The sequence below is a fragment of the Curtobacterium sp. MCBD17_003 genome, assembly GCF_003234885.2.
GTDB lineage: Bacteria > Actinomycetota > Actinomycetes > Actinomycetales > Microbacteriaceae > Curtobacterium.
Genome location: NZ_CP126275.1, coordinates 1,530,933 through 1,546,342, shown reverse-complemented (window position 1 = coordinate 1,546,342; position 15,410 = coordinate 1,530,933). Strand labels below are relative to the sequence as shown.

11 protein-coding genes are annotated in these 15,410 nt (G+C 72.0%); 4 read left to right on the top strand and 7 right to left on the bottom strand.

Going from position 1 to position 15,410, the window contains the following annotated elements; translation table 11 throughout:
• Positions 1 to 180: 180 nt before the first annotated feature.
• Positions 181 to 1,278, top strand: coding sequence for a septation protein SepH (sepH, locus tag DEI88_RS07320; RefSeq protein ID WP_111008802.1), 1,098 nt, complete (start codon positions 181 to 183; stop codon positions 1,276 to 1,278).
• 15 nt (positions 1,279 to 1,293) lie between these two features.
• Here the strand turns inward: sepH and DEI88_RS07315 are convergent, their stop codons facing one another.
• Positions 1,294 to 2,439: an alkaline phosphatase family protein gene (locus tag DEI88_RS07315; protein WP_220038157.1), complete on the bottom strand. Its 1,146-nt coding sequence runs from the start codon at positions 2,437 to 2,439 to the stop codon at positions 1,294 to 1,296.
• Positions 2,440 to 2,480: 41 nt separating this feature from the next.
• Between DEI88_RS07315 and DEI88_RS07310 the strand changes: the two genes are divergently transcribed.
• Positions 2,481 to 4,955, top strand: a complete 2,475-nt coding sequence (locus DEI88_RS07310; RefSeq protein WP_111026028.1) for a DNA gyrase/topoisomerase IV subunit A — start codon at positions 2,481 to 2,483, stop codon at positions 4,953 to 4,955.
• Between the two features lie 95 nt (positions 4,956 to 5,050).
• Here the strand turns inward: DEI88_RS07310 and DEI88_RS07305 are convergent, their stop codons facing one another.
• Positions 5,051 to 7,177: a DNA gyrase/topoisomerase IV subunit B gene (locus DEI88_RS07305; RefSeq protein WP_111072093.1), complete on the bottom strand. Its 2,127-nt coding sequence runs from the start codon at positions 7,175 to 7,177 to the stop codon at positions 5,051 to 5,053.
• 228 nt (positions 7,178 to 7,405) lie between these two features.
• Here DEI88_RS07305 and DEI88_RS07300 point away from each other — a divergent pair, with 228 nt between their 5' ends.
• Positions 7,406 to 7,630 carry a DUF7455 domain-containing protein gene (locus DEI88_RS07300; protein WP_111008798.1) on the top strand — a complete coding sequence of 75 codons (225 nt, stop codon included), beginning with the start codon at positions 7,406 to 7,408 and terminating at the stop codon, positions 7,628 to 7,630.
• 111 nt (positions 7,631 to 7,741) lie between these two features.
• On the opposite strand, the gene DEI88_RS07295 is transcribed toward DEI88_RS07300, so the two are convergent.
• From DEI88_RS07295 to DEI88_RS07275, 5 genes are all read right to left on the bottom strand, one after another.
• Positions 7,742 to 8,512 (bottom strand): type 1 glutamine amidotransferase, encoded by a 771-nt coding sequence (locus tag DEI88_RS07295; RefSeq protein ID WP_111072092.1) that lies wholly within the window; start codon positions 8,510 to 8,512, stop codon positions 7,742 to 7,744.
• Entirely contained in the window at positions 8,509 to 9,768 is a 1,260-nt protein-coding gene (locus DEI88_RS07290; RefSeq protein ID WP_111008796.1) for a MurT ligase domain-containing protein, read from the bottom strand. Before DEI88_RS07290 ends, DEI88_RS07295 begins: the two co-directional genes overlap by 4 nt.
• Positions 9,769 to 9,775: 7 nt before the next feature.
• A complete protein-coding gene (locus DEI88_RS07285; protein ID WP_111072091.1) occupies positions 9,776 to 11,095 on the bottom strand; it encodes an RNA polymerase sigma factor in 1,320 nt (439 codons plus the stop codon).
• A 284-nt stretch (positions 11,096 to 11,379) separates the two neighbouring features.
• On the bottom strand, positions 11,380 to 12,720 hold the full coding sequence (locus DEI88_RS07280) for an MFS transporter (RefSeq protein ID WP_111026026.1): 1,341 nt from the start codon (positions 12,718 to 12,720) through the stop codon (positions 11,380 to 11,382).
• 65 nt (positions 12,721 to 12,785) lie between these two features.
• On the bottom strand, positions 12,786 to 13,724 hold the full coding sequence (locus tag DEI88_RS07275) for a proteasome assembly chaperone family protein (protein ID WP_375334614.1): 939 nt from the start codon (positions 13,722 to 13,724) through the stop codon (positions 12,786 to 12,788).
• Positions 13,725 to 13,829: 105 nt separating this feature from the next.
• Here DEI88_RS07275 and DEI88_RS07270 point away from each other — a divergent pair, with 105 nt between their 5' ends.
• Positions 13,830 to 15,320, top strand: coding sequence for a leucyl aminopeptidase (locus DEI88_RS07270; protein ID WP_111072090.1), 1,491 nt, complete (start codon positions 13,830 to 13,832; stop codon positions 15,318 to 15,320).
• Positions 15,321 to 15,410 lie beyond the last annotated feature (90 nt).

Genomic DNA, 15,410 nt, shown 5'->3' with positions numbered 1-15,410 from the left:
GGCCGGCTGCGCATTCCCGCTTCCAGCCCGTCTTCACGCCATCGTCGGCACCGGCGTCAGCGGCCGGCCACGGACACGAGGCCGACGACGTTTCCGCGCGGCACGCCCACGACGTCCCGGTCGCGGGGTCGGGCGGGTGGCACACTTCCGGACTGTACGCATGCACGGGAAGGCGGACAGATGCAAGACGTGAGAGTCATCGGTGTGGAACCGGGCGCGATCCTCCTCGCGACCGACTCCGGGAGCGAGTACCGGCTCGCGGTCACCCCCTCGCTGTCCGGCCAGGTCCGCCAGGCGAGCCCCGCCGAGGGCGAGCCGCACCGCCGGATCCCGCCCAAGGAGATCCAGGCGCGCATCCGCGCCGGGCTGAGCAGCGAGCAGGTCGCCGAGCTCATGGGCGTCGAGGTCGAGGACGTCCGTCGGTTCGAGGGGCCGGTGATGGCCGAGCGGTCGTTCGTGCTCGACGCCGCCCGACGCGTCTCCGTCACGGGCGAAGCCGGAGCACCCGAGGTCTTCGGTGACGCCATCACCGCGCGGCTCGAGGCCGGCGACGCCACCGACGTCCGCTGGTCCAGCCGGAAGGACGTCGAGCACGGCTGGCAGGTGCAGGTCCACTACATCGCGGACGAGGTCGAGCACGACGCGCAGTGGCGCTTCGACCCGAAGACCTCGACGCTGACGCCCGACAACGGCGACGCGCACCGCCTGTCGCGCGAGGACGACGACGAGGGCCTCACCCCTCGGCTCCGCGCCGTCGATCCGGAGCCCGAGGACAGCGCGTCCACCCGGTTCGACTCCGGCGCGTTCCGGGTCGAGACCGACCAGCGTCCGGCACCGGACCGGGAGGCCGCCGACCGTCCGCCACTCCGCGCACCGCTGCCGCGCATCGGCGCGCCGGCCGTCGAGGAACGGGGCCCGGGGAACGAGACCGCCGACCTGCTCGAGGCGCTGCGGCGCCGGCGCGGTGAGCGCGAGGCCGCCACGTTCGGCGACCACTCGGACGACCGCCGCGGGGACGACCGGCAGCGCCGGTCGGTGACCGTCGTGGACATCCCGCTCGACACCCTCGCTCCCGGCGAGGTCGGCGACGCCGACGGGGTCGACGACCCGGTGGGCGACGGCGGCCGCCCGTCGTCCGCGCCCCGGGCGGACGAGTCCGGCTCCACCGCGGAGCAGCCCGACGGAGGCCGACCGGACCGGAAGAAGCGGAGCCGACGGGCGATGCCGAGCTGGGACGAGATCGTGTTCGGCACGCGGCCGGACGACGACCTGGCCTGATCCGGCACCCCGACCTCAGGTGGCGAACGCCCCCGCGAGGAGCAGCGGGACGTAGGTCTCGTCGTCCGACATCGATCCGTGCTGGCCGAGCATCCGCCGGGGGTGTTCGCCGGCCTCGCGGTCGTCGTTGAACGCCCACTGACCGCGAGCGGCGACCACGACGTCGCCGAGTCGCGCCCGGACCGGGTCGGTGACCGCCCCGAACCACCCGGCAGCGATCGCCTCGTCGCGGCTCGCCACCCACGCGCGCTTGCCGACGCGCTCCCGCCACGCGCGCACGGTGGCGTCGACGTCGGTCCCCGGCGCCAGGGTGAGCTGTCGGCAGCGCGGATCCCCCGCGAACCCGACGACCGGTTCGAGCAGGTCGGGAGCGATGGCGACGTTCGCCTCGTCGGGGACGTCGAGCACGCCGTGGTCCGCGGTGACGACGAGGCCGACATCGGCCGGGAGCGTCGCCGCGAGCCGGGCCAGTTCGGCGTCGAGGGCCTCGAGCGCACTCGTCCACCGGTCCGACTGCCAGCCGCGCTTGTGGGCGATCGAGTCGAGCTCCGGCACGTACAGGTAGACGAGCGTGGCCGGCCCGTCGGCGACCGCCTCGAGCGCGGCGTCCACCCGGGCGGGGATGGTGTCGGCGTCGACGTAGTCCGCGCCCGCCAGGACGTTCGCGGTGAACCCCGACGTCCGGTATCGCGCCGGCCCGACCGACCGCACCACGAGCCCGTCGGCCACGGCCCGCTCGAACAGCGTCGGGACGAGCAACCACCCCGCGGGGACCTCGGTGTCCCAACCGCTGAGCAGGTTGACCACGCGGCCCGAGCCCGGGTCGAACCCGCTGTACCCGACGACGCCGTGCGTCCCGGGCGTCGCACCCGTGCTCAGCGTCGTGAGCGCGGCTGCGGTCGTCGTGGGGAATCCGCTCCGCAGCCGGCGCTTCTCGGCGGCGAGGAACCGCGCGTGACCGGCGCGCGCCCGCACGGCGTTCGCACCGAGTCCGTCGACGAGCACGACGATCGCGGACCGGGCGGGACGGAGCCGGATCCGGGCCTCCCGACCGAGCCCCGCGAGCGCCGGTCCAGGGTGGCCGAGTGCGGTCAGGCAGGCCGGCACCACGTCGGCGAGGTTCGCGGTGTCCTGCGTCGCCGTCGGTACCATCGGAGTCATCCGGCCCAGTCAACCAGACAGCGCCGCGACAGAGAGGGCCCATGGCACGCACGGACGCAGTCGGCCTCCCCGACGGTGAGCGCATCGAGGACGTCGACGTCTCCGAGGAGATGCAGGGCTCGTTCCTCGAGTACGCGTACTCGGTCATCTACTCCCGCGCGCTGCCCGACGCCCGTGACGGCCTGAAGCCCGTCCAACGCCGGATCCTGTACCAGATGTCGGAGATGGGCCTCCGCCCGGACCGCGGACACGTCAAGTGCGCGCGCGTGACCGGCGAGGTCATGGGCAAGCTGCACCCGCACGGCGACGGCGCGATCTACGACGCCCTCGTGCGGATGGCACAGGACTTCACGATGCGCGTCCCGCTCGTCGACGGCCACGGCAACTTCGGCTCGCTCGACGACGGACCCGCCGCCGCCCGCTACACCGAGGCACGACTCGCCGAGCCGTCGATGGCGATGACCGACGGCCTCGGTGAGGACGTCGTCGACTTCGTGCCGAACTACGACAACCAGCTCATGCAGCCCGAGGTGCTGCCCGCGGCGTTCCCGAACCTGCTCGTGAACGGCGCGTCCGGGATCGCGGTCGGCATGGCCACGAACATGGCGCCGCACAACCTCGGCGAGGTCGTCGAGGCCGCGAAGCACCTGCTCCGTCACCCCGACGCGACCCTCGACGAGCTCATGGAGTTCGTGCCCGGCCCCGACCTGCCGTCGGGCGGCACGATCGTCGGCCTCGCCGGGGTCCGGGACGCCTACGCCACCGGCCGCGGCTCCTTCCGCACGCGCGCCAAGGTGAGCGTCGAGAGCATCACCCCACGCAAGACCGGGCTCGTCGTCACCGAGCTGCCGTACCTCGTCGGTCCCGAACGGGTGATCGAGAAGATCAAGGACGGCGTCCAGTCCAAGAAGCTCTCGGGGATCTCGGACGTCACCGACCTGACCGACCGGAACCACGGACTCCGGCTCGTCATCGGGATCAAGACCGGGTTCAACCCGTCCGCCGTGCTCGAGCAGCTGTACAAGCACACCCCGCTCGAGGACGGCTTCGGCATCAACAACGTCGCCCTCGTCGACGGCACCCCGCAGACGCTCGGGCTCAAGGAGCTCCTCGAGGTCTACGTCGCACACCGCCTCGACGTCGTGACCCGCCGGTCCCGCTACCGCCTCGCGCGGCGTCGCGAGCGCCTCCACCTCATCGAGGGCCTGCTCATCGCGATCCTCGACATCGACGAGGTCATCGAGGTCATCCGGACGTCGGACGACTCCGAGGCCGCACGCACGCGGCTCCAAGAGGTCTTCGACCTGTCCGAGGTGCAGGCCGAGTACATCCTCGAGCTGCGCCTGCGGCGCCTCACCAAGTTCTCGCGCCTGGAGCTCGAGCGGGAACGCGACGAGCTGCTCACCGACATCGCCGCCTTGGAGGAACTGCTCGGCTCCGACGCCCGGCTCCGGACCCAGGTGGCCACGGAACTCACCGAGGTCGCGGACCGCTTCGCGACCCCGCGCCGCACCCTGCTCACCGAAGCCGACGCGCCCGTGCGCGGCGGACGCAAGGCCGCCGTCGAGCTCGAGATCGTGGACGCGCCGTGCCGCGTGCTCCTGTCCACCACCGGACGGCTCGTGCGCGTCGACCAGACGGAGGGCTCCGACCGCGTCGCGCGCACCCCGGCGCGATCGAAGCACGACGCCGTGCGGTCCACCGTCGCCACCACGGTGCGGTCCTCCGTCGGCGCACTCACGGACCGTGGCCGCGTCGTGCGGTTCTCGCCCGTCGACGTCCCCGCCGTCCCGCCGGCCTCGGTCCGCCTGGACGCCGGCGTGCGTGTCCGCGACTACCTGGGCCTGCCGTCGGGTGAGACCGTCGTCGCGCTCCTCGACCCCGAGTCACCGAACGCGCTCGCGATCGGCACACGGCAGGGCGTCGTCAAGCGCGTCGTGCCGAACGCGTGGCCGGACAAGCCCGACGTCGTGGCGATCGCCCTCAAGGACGGCGACGCCGTGGTCGGCGCCACACAGGGACCCGAACAGGACGACGTCGTGTTCGTGACATCGAACGCGCAGCTCCTGCGGTTCCCCGCCGCCGTGGTCCGCCCGCAGGGGCTCCCCGCGGGCGGCGTCGCCGGCGTCCAGCTCGCCGCGGGTGCCACGGTCATCGCCTTCACGACCGTCGACCCAGCGGCCGACGTCGTCGTCGCGACCGTGTCCACGTCGTCCGCGACGCTCGCCGGCACGGACCCCGGCCGCGCCAAGGTCTCCGCTCTGTCCGAGTTCCCCGCCAAGGGGCGCGGCACCATGGGGGTCCGGGCGCACGCGTTCCTCAAGGGCGAGGACGGCCTCGCCGTCGCGTGGGCCGGCGTCGCTCCCCCGCACGCGCTCGGTCCGGACGGCGCCGCCCGGACACTGCCCGACTGGTTGTCCAAGCGCGACGGGTCCGGGTCACCGCTCGAGGCCGTCGTGACCACGATCGGTGCGAGCCCCGCCGTCCCCATCGGGGCGGAGTCCGACCCCGCGTAGCGGGGCCGGAAGGCGACCCCGCGGAGCGGGCCCGGAAGGCGACCCCGCGGAGCGGCCGGAAGGCGACCCCGCGGGGCGGCCGGGGCCTGGGCCGGTCAGGCGTCGATGCGGTCCCGGTCGAGCCCCTGGCCGGCCAGGATGAACTCCTTGCGTGGCGCCACGTCGTTGCCCATGAGCAGCTCGAACACCCGAGCGGCGTTCTCGGCGTCCGACACGTTGACGCGCCGGAGGGTCCGGTGCGCCCGGTCCATCGTGGTCTCGGCCAGCTGGTCGGCGTCCATCTCGCCGAGGCCCTTGTACCGCTGGATCGGCTCCTGGTACTTCTTGCCCGACTTCTCGAGCTTCCGGAGCACGCCCTGCAGCTCCTGCTCGGAGTACGTGTACAGCGTGTCGTTCGGCTTGCCCCGGTGCACCACCACGACGCGGTGCAATGGCGGGACGGCGGCGAACACCCGGCCGGCCTCGATCATCGGGCGCATGTACCGGAAGAACAGCGTCAGCAGCAGCGTGCGGATGTGCGCACCATCGACATCGGCGTCGCTCATGACGATGACCTTGCCGTAACGGGCCTGGTCGAGCTCGAACGAGCGTCCGGATCCGGCTCCGACCACCTGGATGATCGACGCGCACTCCGCGTTCGAGAGCATGTCGCTCACCGAGGCCTTCTGCACGTTGAGGATCTTGCCGCGGATCGGAAGCAGCGCCTGGTACTCGCTGTTCCGGGCGAGCTTGGCGGTGCCGAGCGCGGAGTCGCCCTCGACGATGAACAGTTCGCTCGCGGCGACGTCGTTCGACCGGCAGTCGGCGAGCTTCGTGGGCAGGGACGAGCTCTCGAGCGCGTTCTTGCGGCGCTGGGTCTCCTTGTGCGCGCGAGCGGAGATCCGGGACTTCATCTCCGAGACGACCTTCTCGAGCAGCGCCTGCGACTGTGCCTTCTCGGTCCGCTGCGTCGACGTCAGGATCTCGGTCATCCGGGCGGCCACGACGTTCGCGACGATCTGCCGGACCGCCGGCGTGCCGAGGATCTCCTTCGTCTGCCCCTCGAACTGTGGCTCGGGCAGCCGCACCGTCAGCACCGCAGTGAGTCCGGCGAGCACGTCGTCCTTGTCGAGCTTGTCCTGCCCCACCTTGAGCCTGCGGGCGTTCGCGTCCACCTGCGCGCGGATCGCCTTCATCAGACCGTTCTCGAAGCCCGTCTGGTGCGTCCCGCCCTTCGGCGTCGCGATGATGTTGACGAAGCTCCGGGTCACGGTCTCGTAGCCGCTCCCCCAGCGCAGCGCGACGTCGACCTCGCAGGTGCGCTCGACCTCGGTCGCGACCATCGCCCCGGCGTCGTTGAGCACCGGCACGGTCTCGGTGAAGGTACCCGTCCCCGTGACGCGCCACGTGTCGGTCACGGCCGTGTCCGGAGCCAGGTGTTCGGCGAACTCGCTGATGCCACCGTCGAACCGGAACCGCTCGACAACCGGTCCCTCGAGCCGCTCGGCGCCCTGCCCCTCGGCGAGCCGGGACGCCGCGGCGATCGCGTGCGGGCGTTCGTCGGTGATGGTGATGCCGAGACCCGGCACGAGGAACGCCGTCTGCCGCGCCCGGTTCGTCAGGTCGCCGAGCTGGAACACCGCGTCGGCGGTGAAGATCTGCCGGTCGGCCCAGTACCGGACGCGCGTGCCGGTGACGCCGCGCTTCACCTTGCCGATCACTCGGAGCTCGCTGCCCGAGGTGAACGGGGTGAACGGTGCGTCCGGGCCGATGCCCGCAGCGTCGTCGAACACGCCGGGCTCACCGCGGTGGAACGACATCGCGTACGTCTTGCCGCCGCGGTCGACCTCGACGTCGAGGCGTTCCGACAGTGCGTTCACGACGGATGCGCCGACCCCGTGCAGACCGCCGGACGCGGCGTACGAGCCGGACCCGAACTTGCCGCCCGCGTGGAGCTTGGTGAACACGACCTCGACGCCCGTCAGCCCCGTCTTCGGCTCGACGTCGACGGGCACGCCACGCGCGACGTCCCCGACCTCGACGCTGCCGTCCGCGTGGAGCCGCACCGTGATCTCGTCGCCGTGGCCCGCGAGGGCCTCGTCGACGGAGTTGTCGATGATCTCCCACAGGCAGTGCATGAGCCCTCGTGAGTCCGTCGAACCGATGTACATCCCGGGACGCTTGCGGACCGCCTCGAGCCCTTCGAGCACGGAGAGATGGCGGGCGTTGTAGTCGGAACTCACCTGCCGAGGCTACCCGCGACCGGTGACGCTCCTGGCGCACCACCCCGGACGTGAGCGCACGACGCTCGGCCGACCGGGCCTCCCGGCGGTGTCCGCGACGCGCAGGTGACCGTCGACGGAATCCGCGGTCAGCGAAACAACGCGACCACAATGCGGGGATCCCAGGGAGCGCGTGCTGAAATGGACGCACCAACCCCGGCACCGCCTCCGATCAACGAGGAGCACACCATGTCCCAGACCGTGCAGGACCTCTCCATCGACGACCTCGGCAGCAACCAGCTCACGGCGGCCGACCGCTGCGACAGCTGCGGCGCGCAGGCCTACATCCGAGCCACGATGGCGAGCGGCGAGCTCCTCTTCTGCGCCCACCACGGTGCCGAGTTCAAGGACAAGCTCGCCGCGACCGCCCTCGAGTGGCACGACGAGACCAGCCGTCTCTACGAGAGCAAGTAGCGCCCGGCCCCGCCACGGCGATCGCCGCGGTCGGTCCGACGAACAGAGGCCGGATCCCCATCGGGGATCCGGCCTCTCGCGTACCCGGCCTGTGTGCCGCTCGCGACCGCGTCAGGCGATGCGCTTGAACGCCTTGTCGACGTAGCGCGTGATCACCGCGCGGGCCTCGCGAGCGTAGCGGTCCACGGCGGCGGTGCGCGCCGGATCCGGCGCGTATTCGCGACCCAGACGACCGGTGGCGGCGGCCAACACCGCATCGGTCAGGTGCGGGTTCAGTGGCAGGAGCGGCCCCTGGGTGTGGGTGCCGAACGCCGCGGCGGTCGCCGAGCCGTCGGTGCCGGTGCCGTCCTGGTTGCCGCCGCCCGACACGACGTCCGCGAACACCGCCGTGGGATCGATGTTCTCGATGCGGGTCGCGTGGTCCTCGAACCCCGCCACGCGTTGGTCTCCGCCGGGCAGGGTCGCACGCACGTCGAGCAGGAAGTAGTTGACCCGGCGCTCGGCGCCGCGCACGGCGCGGGCGTCGAACACCCCGAGGCCGGTCACCGGCTTCCCCTCGGTGGGGACGACCTCGCGGGTCGCCAGGTCGTAGCCGCCACCGACCGCCACGAGCGGCACGCCGGCGGCGACGGCGTCCTGGAGGAACGGTGCGAGCCGGGCGGGGTCCCCGCCGAGCGAGCGCATCGCGCTGAGCGGGCCGTTGCCGACCACGACGACGTCGGCGTCCGTCGGGAGGCTGTCCCCGACGTCGTGGCGCACGACCTCGGTCGGGATCCCGGCGGCGTCCGCGCGGGCGACGAGGGCGGTCACGTTCCCCCGGTCGCCCGAGACGCCCATCTGCCGCGGGTAGAGGTGCAGGATCGTGAGGCGATCGGCCGTCATGCCGTCCTCTCCAGGTCGGGATGACCGAGGGCCTTGCGGGCCAGCATCATGATCTCGTAGTTGACGATGAAGTGCTTCGTGCCGGACGTCGTCGCTCCGAGTCCGGACATCAGTCGGATCGCGGCCTCGACATCGGGCTCCACACGGCCGATCCGCACCCCGGCGAACTCGAGGGCGAGGGCGATCTGCCACGCTTTGTCACCCGACACGACGTCCACGTGGTCGAGATGCGAGAAGTCGATGTCGTAGATCCAGGAGATGTCCGGCGTGCCCTCGTCGATCGCCATGAGCACCTGCTCGGGCGGCGTCGACAGGGCGTCGAGGTTGAGCTGCAGGCTCGCGGCGTTCTTGAACATGGTGAACTCGGCGTGCTCTCCCGCGATCGGGATGCGCTCACCACGCCCGTAGGCCGGCTTCATCGCGGTGAAGGCCCGGGTCACCGCTTCCGCGCGGAACTGCTCGCCGAGGGCGGCCGAAGCGGTCGCGGTGGCAGCAGCGGCGTCCACCGCGTAGTGCAGCCCCCGGGCCGGCAGCCGCACCGGGATGTCGGCCCCACCGAAGCGGACCACCGCTGCGTCCCCGGTGGACTCGACGACCTCTGCGTCCGCGGCGGTCGTGCCCGACGCGTCCCGGGCGAAGTCGTCCGCGTTCTGCAATCCGTTCGGGGCCGCAGCGACGACCTCGGGCGCGGCGCCGAAGCGCAGGACCCGCTGCCCGGCCCGGCCCTCGTAGGCGTCGAGGAACTGGTCGTCGTGGTTCGTGATGACGTTCCGCGACGACGTCGCCGCGGTGTCGAGCATCATCGTCGCGACGCGCTCCGTCTCGAAGAACCGGTACAGCTGGTCCACCTGCACGTTGAGCATCGTGACCGTCGACGGCGAGAGGATGCCGGACAGCTCCACGGCGAAGGCCTCGTCGACCTCGAGGATGCCGATGTCCGCCTTGAGGCGTCCCGTCAGCCCGACCTCCGAGAGGAGCGCCGACGCGATGCCCTGCGGCAGGTTCGCCCCGGACGGGTTCGTGAACACGCGGAGTCCGTGCGCCCGCATGATCTCGGAGATCATGTGGGTCGTCGTCGACTTGCCGTTCGAACCCAGGACGAACACGATCCCGTTCGGGAACTGCCGCGACACGTGCCGGAGGAAGTCGGGAACGAGCTTGAGGAGGATGTAGCCGGGGTAGGCGGATCCCCCGCCGCGCGCACGAGCGAGGGCGCGGAGGATCCGCCCGATGAGGATCGGGACGACGAAACGCACGCGGGGCCTACTCGAGGTAGTCGCGCAGGGACTGCGACCGCGACGGGTGGCGCAGCTTCGCCATCGTCTTCGACTCGATCTGGCGGATGCGCTCGCGGGTGACGCCGAACGTGTCGCCGATCTGGTCGAGGGTCTTCGGCATGCCGTCGCCGAGCCCGAAGCGCATGCGGATGACGCCCGCCTCGCGCTCGGACAGCGAGTCGAGCAGGCTCTCGAGCTGCTTCTGCAGCATCGTGAAGCCCACTGCGTCCGCCGGGACGACGGCCTCGGTGTCCTCGATGAGGTCACCGAACTCGCTGTCGCCGTCCTCGCCGAGCGGGGTGTGCAGCGAGATCGGCTCGCGGCCGTACTTCTGGACCTCGACGACCTTCTCGGGCGTCATGTCGAGTTCACGCGCGAGCTCCTCGGGCGTGGGCTCACGTCCGAGGTCCTGCAACATCTGCCGCTGGACGCGGGCGAGCTTGTTGATGACCTCGACCATGTGGACCGGGATGCGGATGGTCCGCGCCTGGTCCGCCATGGCGCGGGTGATCGCCTGCCGGATCCACCAGGTCGCGTAGGTCGAGAACTTGAAGCCCTTCGTGTAGTCGAACTTCTCGACGGCACGGATGAGGCCGAGGTTGCCCTCTTGGATGAGGTCGAGGAACTGCATGCCGCGACCCGTGTAGCGCTTGGCGAGGCTCACCACGAGGCGGAGGTTCGCACCGAGCAGGTGGGACTTCGCGCGCTGACCGTCGCGGGCGACCCACTTGAGCTCACGCTCCTCTTGCTTGGACAGCCCCGTCGCGTGCTGGAGCTTGTCCTCGGCGAACAGGCCGGCCTCGATCCGCATCGCGAGCTCGACCTCCTCGGCCGCGTTCAGGAGCGGGACCTTGCCGATCTGCTTCAGGTAGTCCTTGACCGGGTCCGCCGTGGCGCCCGTGATCGTGGTCGAGTAGACCGGGACCTCGTCGTCGTCGGCCTGCGAGATGACGAGCGCGCCCGCCGGAGGGGCCGCCTCGGGCGCGGGGGTCGCCGTGTCCTCGGACTCGGTCTCCTCGCCGTCCTCGGTGTCGCTGTCCTCAGAGTCGGCCGCGACCTCGGTGTCGTCGGCCTCGACGTCGACGGCGTCCTCCGACGCGTCCTCGTCGGTGTCCGGCTCGTCGTCGGCGGGGGCGGCCGCCTTGCCGCGCGCGGTCTTGGCGGTCGTCTTCTTCGGCGCGGCCTTCTTGGCGGGGGCGCGCTTCTTCGGCGCGGCGGGTGCCGCGTTCTCGTCGGTCGCGGTCTCCACCGTCTCGGCGTCGGCCGTGGCCTTCGTCGCATCGATCGTCGTGCTCCGGGCAGCCATGCGATCACCTCTCTCGTCGTGTCACGTCCTGGGTCGTGACGGCCCCTCGCTGTCCTGCCCCCGCCGTCGGCGGACCGACGTCAGGACCCTGCGTTCCGGGCAGCATGAGGACCCATGTCAAGTCCTCGTGCCCCGATCACCACGAGCCGGAGCTCGCCGCTGATCGGCGTACCAGGACCCGAACGGGTCCGTACGCCATTATTGCACGTCCCGCCGCCGCCCGACGCGTGTCGTCCGCTCGAGGTCGATCGAACGCACGATGTGTGGTCGGGTGGGATGCGATGTCAGGGTCTGGTCGGCCCGTCCGTCGTACGGCCGGCGCGCATGCGCCGCACCAGTGCAACCCAGAGGGGGCCGACGCGTATTCCGTCCTCGGCGTGGATCCGTGCTCGCGTGCGGTGCCGCGCCACGAGGAGCATCACCACGCCGAACCCCACCACGACGTACTGCACGAGCAGGGCGACCCGGAAGGACGACCACGCGAAGACCGCCGCGCCCGTGTGGTCGTGGACCGCGTCGAGCACGACGCCGATGCAGTACATCATGACGAAGGCAGCCAGGAACCCGCCGACGTTGACGACGCCGTTCGCCGAACCGAGCGACCCGACGGGGTTGAAGGTCCGCGCGAAGTCGAAGCCGATGAGGGACCCGGGGCCGCCCACGCCGAGGACCACCACGAGCACGACGACGAGCCACGTCGGCGGAGCGCCGGGCCAGAGCAGCACGGCCGTCCACGCGGCGAAGATGACGCCCACGATCGTCAGCACGAGGTTCGACCGCCGGAACGGGAAGCGTGCGCAGAGCACCCCGAGGACCGGGCCGACCACGAACCCGACGAGCACGATCACCGTGAGGAACGCCGCCGCCACGGTCGCGGAGTACCCGAGCCCGCGCTCGAGCATCGGCACGCCCCACAACAGGCTGAACACGGTCCCCGACGACTGCGTGACGTAGTGCGACCAGAAGCCGAGCTGGGTCCCGGGACGCCGCAGCGCCTGCCCGAACGTCGAGAACGCGCCACGCCGCGAGCCGGGCAACGGGATGGCGTCCGTCCGCACCGCGATCGGACCGTTGCGGACGAACGCGGCGACCAACACGAACCCGGCGAGGCTCACCGCGGCCGCGACGCCGTACGCGGCGCTCCACCCGGAGGCGTGGAGCAGGACCGCGAACGGGAACGCCGAAGCGATCTGCCCGAGCTGCCCCAGGTTGCCGGTCCACTGCGAGATCTGCGGGAGGATCGGCCCGGTGAACCACATCGGCAACAGCCGGATCACCGAGATGAAGGTCATGGCGTCGCCGGCGCCGACGAGCACCCGACCGCCGATCGCGGGACCGATCGTCGGTGACATCGCGACCACCGCCTGACCGACCGCGAGCAACGCCGCGCCCGCGGCGACGAGCCGACGTGGCCCGACCCGGTCGAGCAGGATCCCGACCGGGATCTGGAGGCCCGCGTACACCGCGATCTGCACGACCGCCAGCGTCGAGAGCACGGCCGCGGACACGGCGAACCGCTCCTGCGCCTGGACGCCCGACACACCGAGCGACGACCGCTGCAGCACGGCCAGCACGTAGGCGAGCACGGCGACGGACCAGACGGTCCACGAGCGGCGGGAGTTCATCCTCGCCAGCGTATCCAGCGGCCGCCCTCCGGACCGTGCGGCTCCGGCTGCCGACGTCCTGCGGCTCAGTCGAGCGTGGCGTCGCCCGCGACCCCGTCGGGGCCGTCCGGGCGGCGGTCCGCCAGGAAGCGCTCGAGCTCGGCCGCGATCGCGTCCGCCGTCGGGACCTCACCGTCGGCACCGGTGAGCGGCGACGACACCGGGTTGCCCTCGACGTACGTGTCGTGCCGCTCCTCGAGTGCCTGCACCAGGTGCTCGAGCTCGCCGTTGCCCGCGACCTGCTCGTCGACGCGGTTGTGGAAGTCGCGCCCGAGTTCGCGGAGGCGGTCCGTCGGGAAGATCAGGCCGGTCGCCGCCGCGATGCCGGAGAGCGCGGCGACGGCGGCGTCGGGGTACTCGGTGTCGGACAGGTAGTGCGGGACGAGCAGCACGAGACCGGTGACCTGGCGGTCGAGTTCGCTCATGCGGTGCTCGACGAGGTGCAGCACGTTCGCCGGTGCCTGGGTCTGCGGCTTCCAGATGCTCATCGACTCGACGAGGTCCGCGCGTGTCCCGCTCACCGTGATCCCGATCGGACGGGTGTGCGGGACGGGCATGGGGATGGACTGGATCCACGTCGTGTCGGTGACGGCCAGGTCCTCGGCGAGGTCGACCACCGCGCGGACGAACCGGTTCCACTGGAAGTCCGGCTCGTACCCGGAGAGGAAGAGGAACGGGCGACCGAGTTCGTCGTGCACGAGGTGCAGCGTCAGACGGGACGGCGTGACCTCGGCGATGTGGTCGCGGTCGAACGTGATCACCGGGCGGCGCGCCCGGTAGTCGAGCAGGATGTCCGGATCGAACTCCGCGACGAGCACCGCCCCCGGACCGGCGAGCAGCGTCTCGGTCACCTGACCGACCGCCGTTCCGGCGTCGGCGAACCCCGTCAGGCCCGCGACCAGATGCAGACCGGGCGGGACGTCCGCCGCTGCCGCGGTCAGCGTGTACAGGTCTTCGGGGTTCATCCCGACCATGCTAGGCGGGGCCGTCGGACACCCCCGACCGCCGCTGCACGCCCAGAGCGAACAGCTCCGACGGTCCGGCACGAGCGCGTCAGTAGGGTTGGCGGTATGGTCCACCCCACGCTCGACACCACCTCCGACCGCCCCGACAGCGTCGACGCCGACGTCCTCGTGCTCGGGGTCCGCCCGGGCTCCGACGGCTCGCCCGCCGTCGTCGCCCCCACCGCCGACGGCACCGTCGTCGACCTCGGGATCGACCTCGCGGCGCTCGGCGTCCGCGGCACGAAGGACCAGCTGGTCCGGCTGCCGGCGCCCGGCCTCGCCGCGCGCAGCGTGGCGCTCATCGGCCTGGGGAGCCGGGTCGACGCGGCGTCGATCCGTGCGGCTGCGGGCAGCGCCGTCCGACAGCTGCACGACGTCGTCTCGATCGCGCTGGGCCTCCCGACCGATCACGAGGACCTGGTGGACGCAGCGCTCGAGGGCGCGGCCCTCGGGACCTACACGTTCACCCGGCACCGCGGCACCGGCACCACCGGACCGGTCCGCGGCGACCAGCGGATCACGGTGCTCGCGGCCGCCCCGGCCGAGGCCACGGTCCGACCGGCGATCGTCGCCGACGCGGTGGCGCTCGTCCGTGACCTCGTCAACACCGCTGCCGCCGACATGGCGCCCGAGGACGTCGCCGAGGCCGCCCTGGACGCAGCGCGCGGTCTCCCCCTCGACGTCGAGGTGCTCGACGTCGCCGCGCTCGAGGAGCAGGGCTACGGCGGGATCCTCGGGGTCGGCCGCGGCTCCGTCCGGCCGCCCCGGCTCGTGGTCGTGCGGTACGCGCCCGACGGAGCGTCGAAGCACCTCGCGCTCGTGGGCAAGGGCATCACCTTCGACTCCGGGGGTCTCTCGCTGAAGCCCGCCGCGAGCATGAACGGCATGAAGGACGACATGACCGGCGCCGCCACCGTGCTCGCCGCCACGGTCGCCGCCGCCCGCCTGGGGCTCCACGTCCGCGTCACGGCGTGGCTGTGCCTGGCCGAGAACATGCCGTCGGGGTCCGCCACGCGCCCCGGCGACGTCCTGACGCTCAAGAACGGCAAGACCGTCGAGGTGACGAACACCGACGCCGAGGGGCGCCTCGTCCTCGGGGACGGCCTCGCCGCGGCGTCGCTCGAGGTCCCGGACGCGATCGTCGACGTCGCGACACTCACGGGTGCGCAGGTCGTCGCCCTCGGTGACCGCACGTCCGGGCTGATGGGATCGGACGACCTCGTCGACCGCGTCCGTGCGGTGGCCGAATCCGTCTCCGAGCTCGTCTGGCCGATGCCCCTGCCCGACGAGCTGGACGCGCGGCTCGCGAGCGAGGTCGCCGACATGGTGAACGCCACGCCGGGGCAGCCGGCCGCCGGGATGCTGCTCGCGGGCCGGTTCCTCGAGCGGTTCGTCGGCACCCGCCCGGACGGCAGCACGATCCCGTGGGCCCACCTCGACATCGCCGGGCCCGCCGAGAACAAGGGTGGCGGGTACGGCTGGCTCGGCAAGGGTCCGACCGGCGTCATGGTCCGGACACTCGTCGCCCTCGCAGAACAGCTGCAGTCCGAGGAGTAGGGTCGTTCCGGCGGATGTGCTTGTCATCCGCCGACTGCTCACACACGGCACGGGACCCGAACCAGGGCACCGACCGCCGGGCGCCGCCGC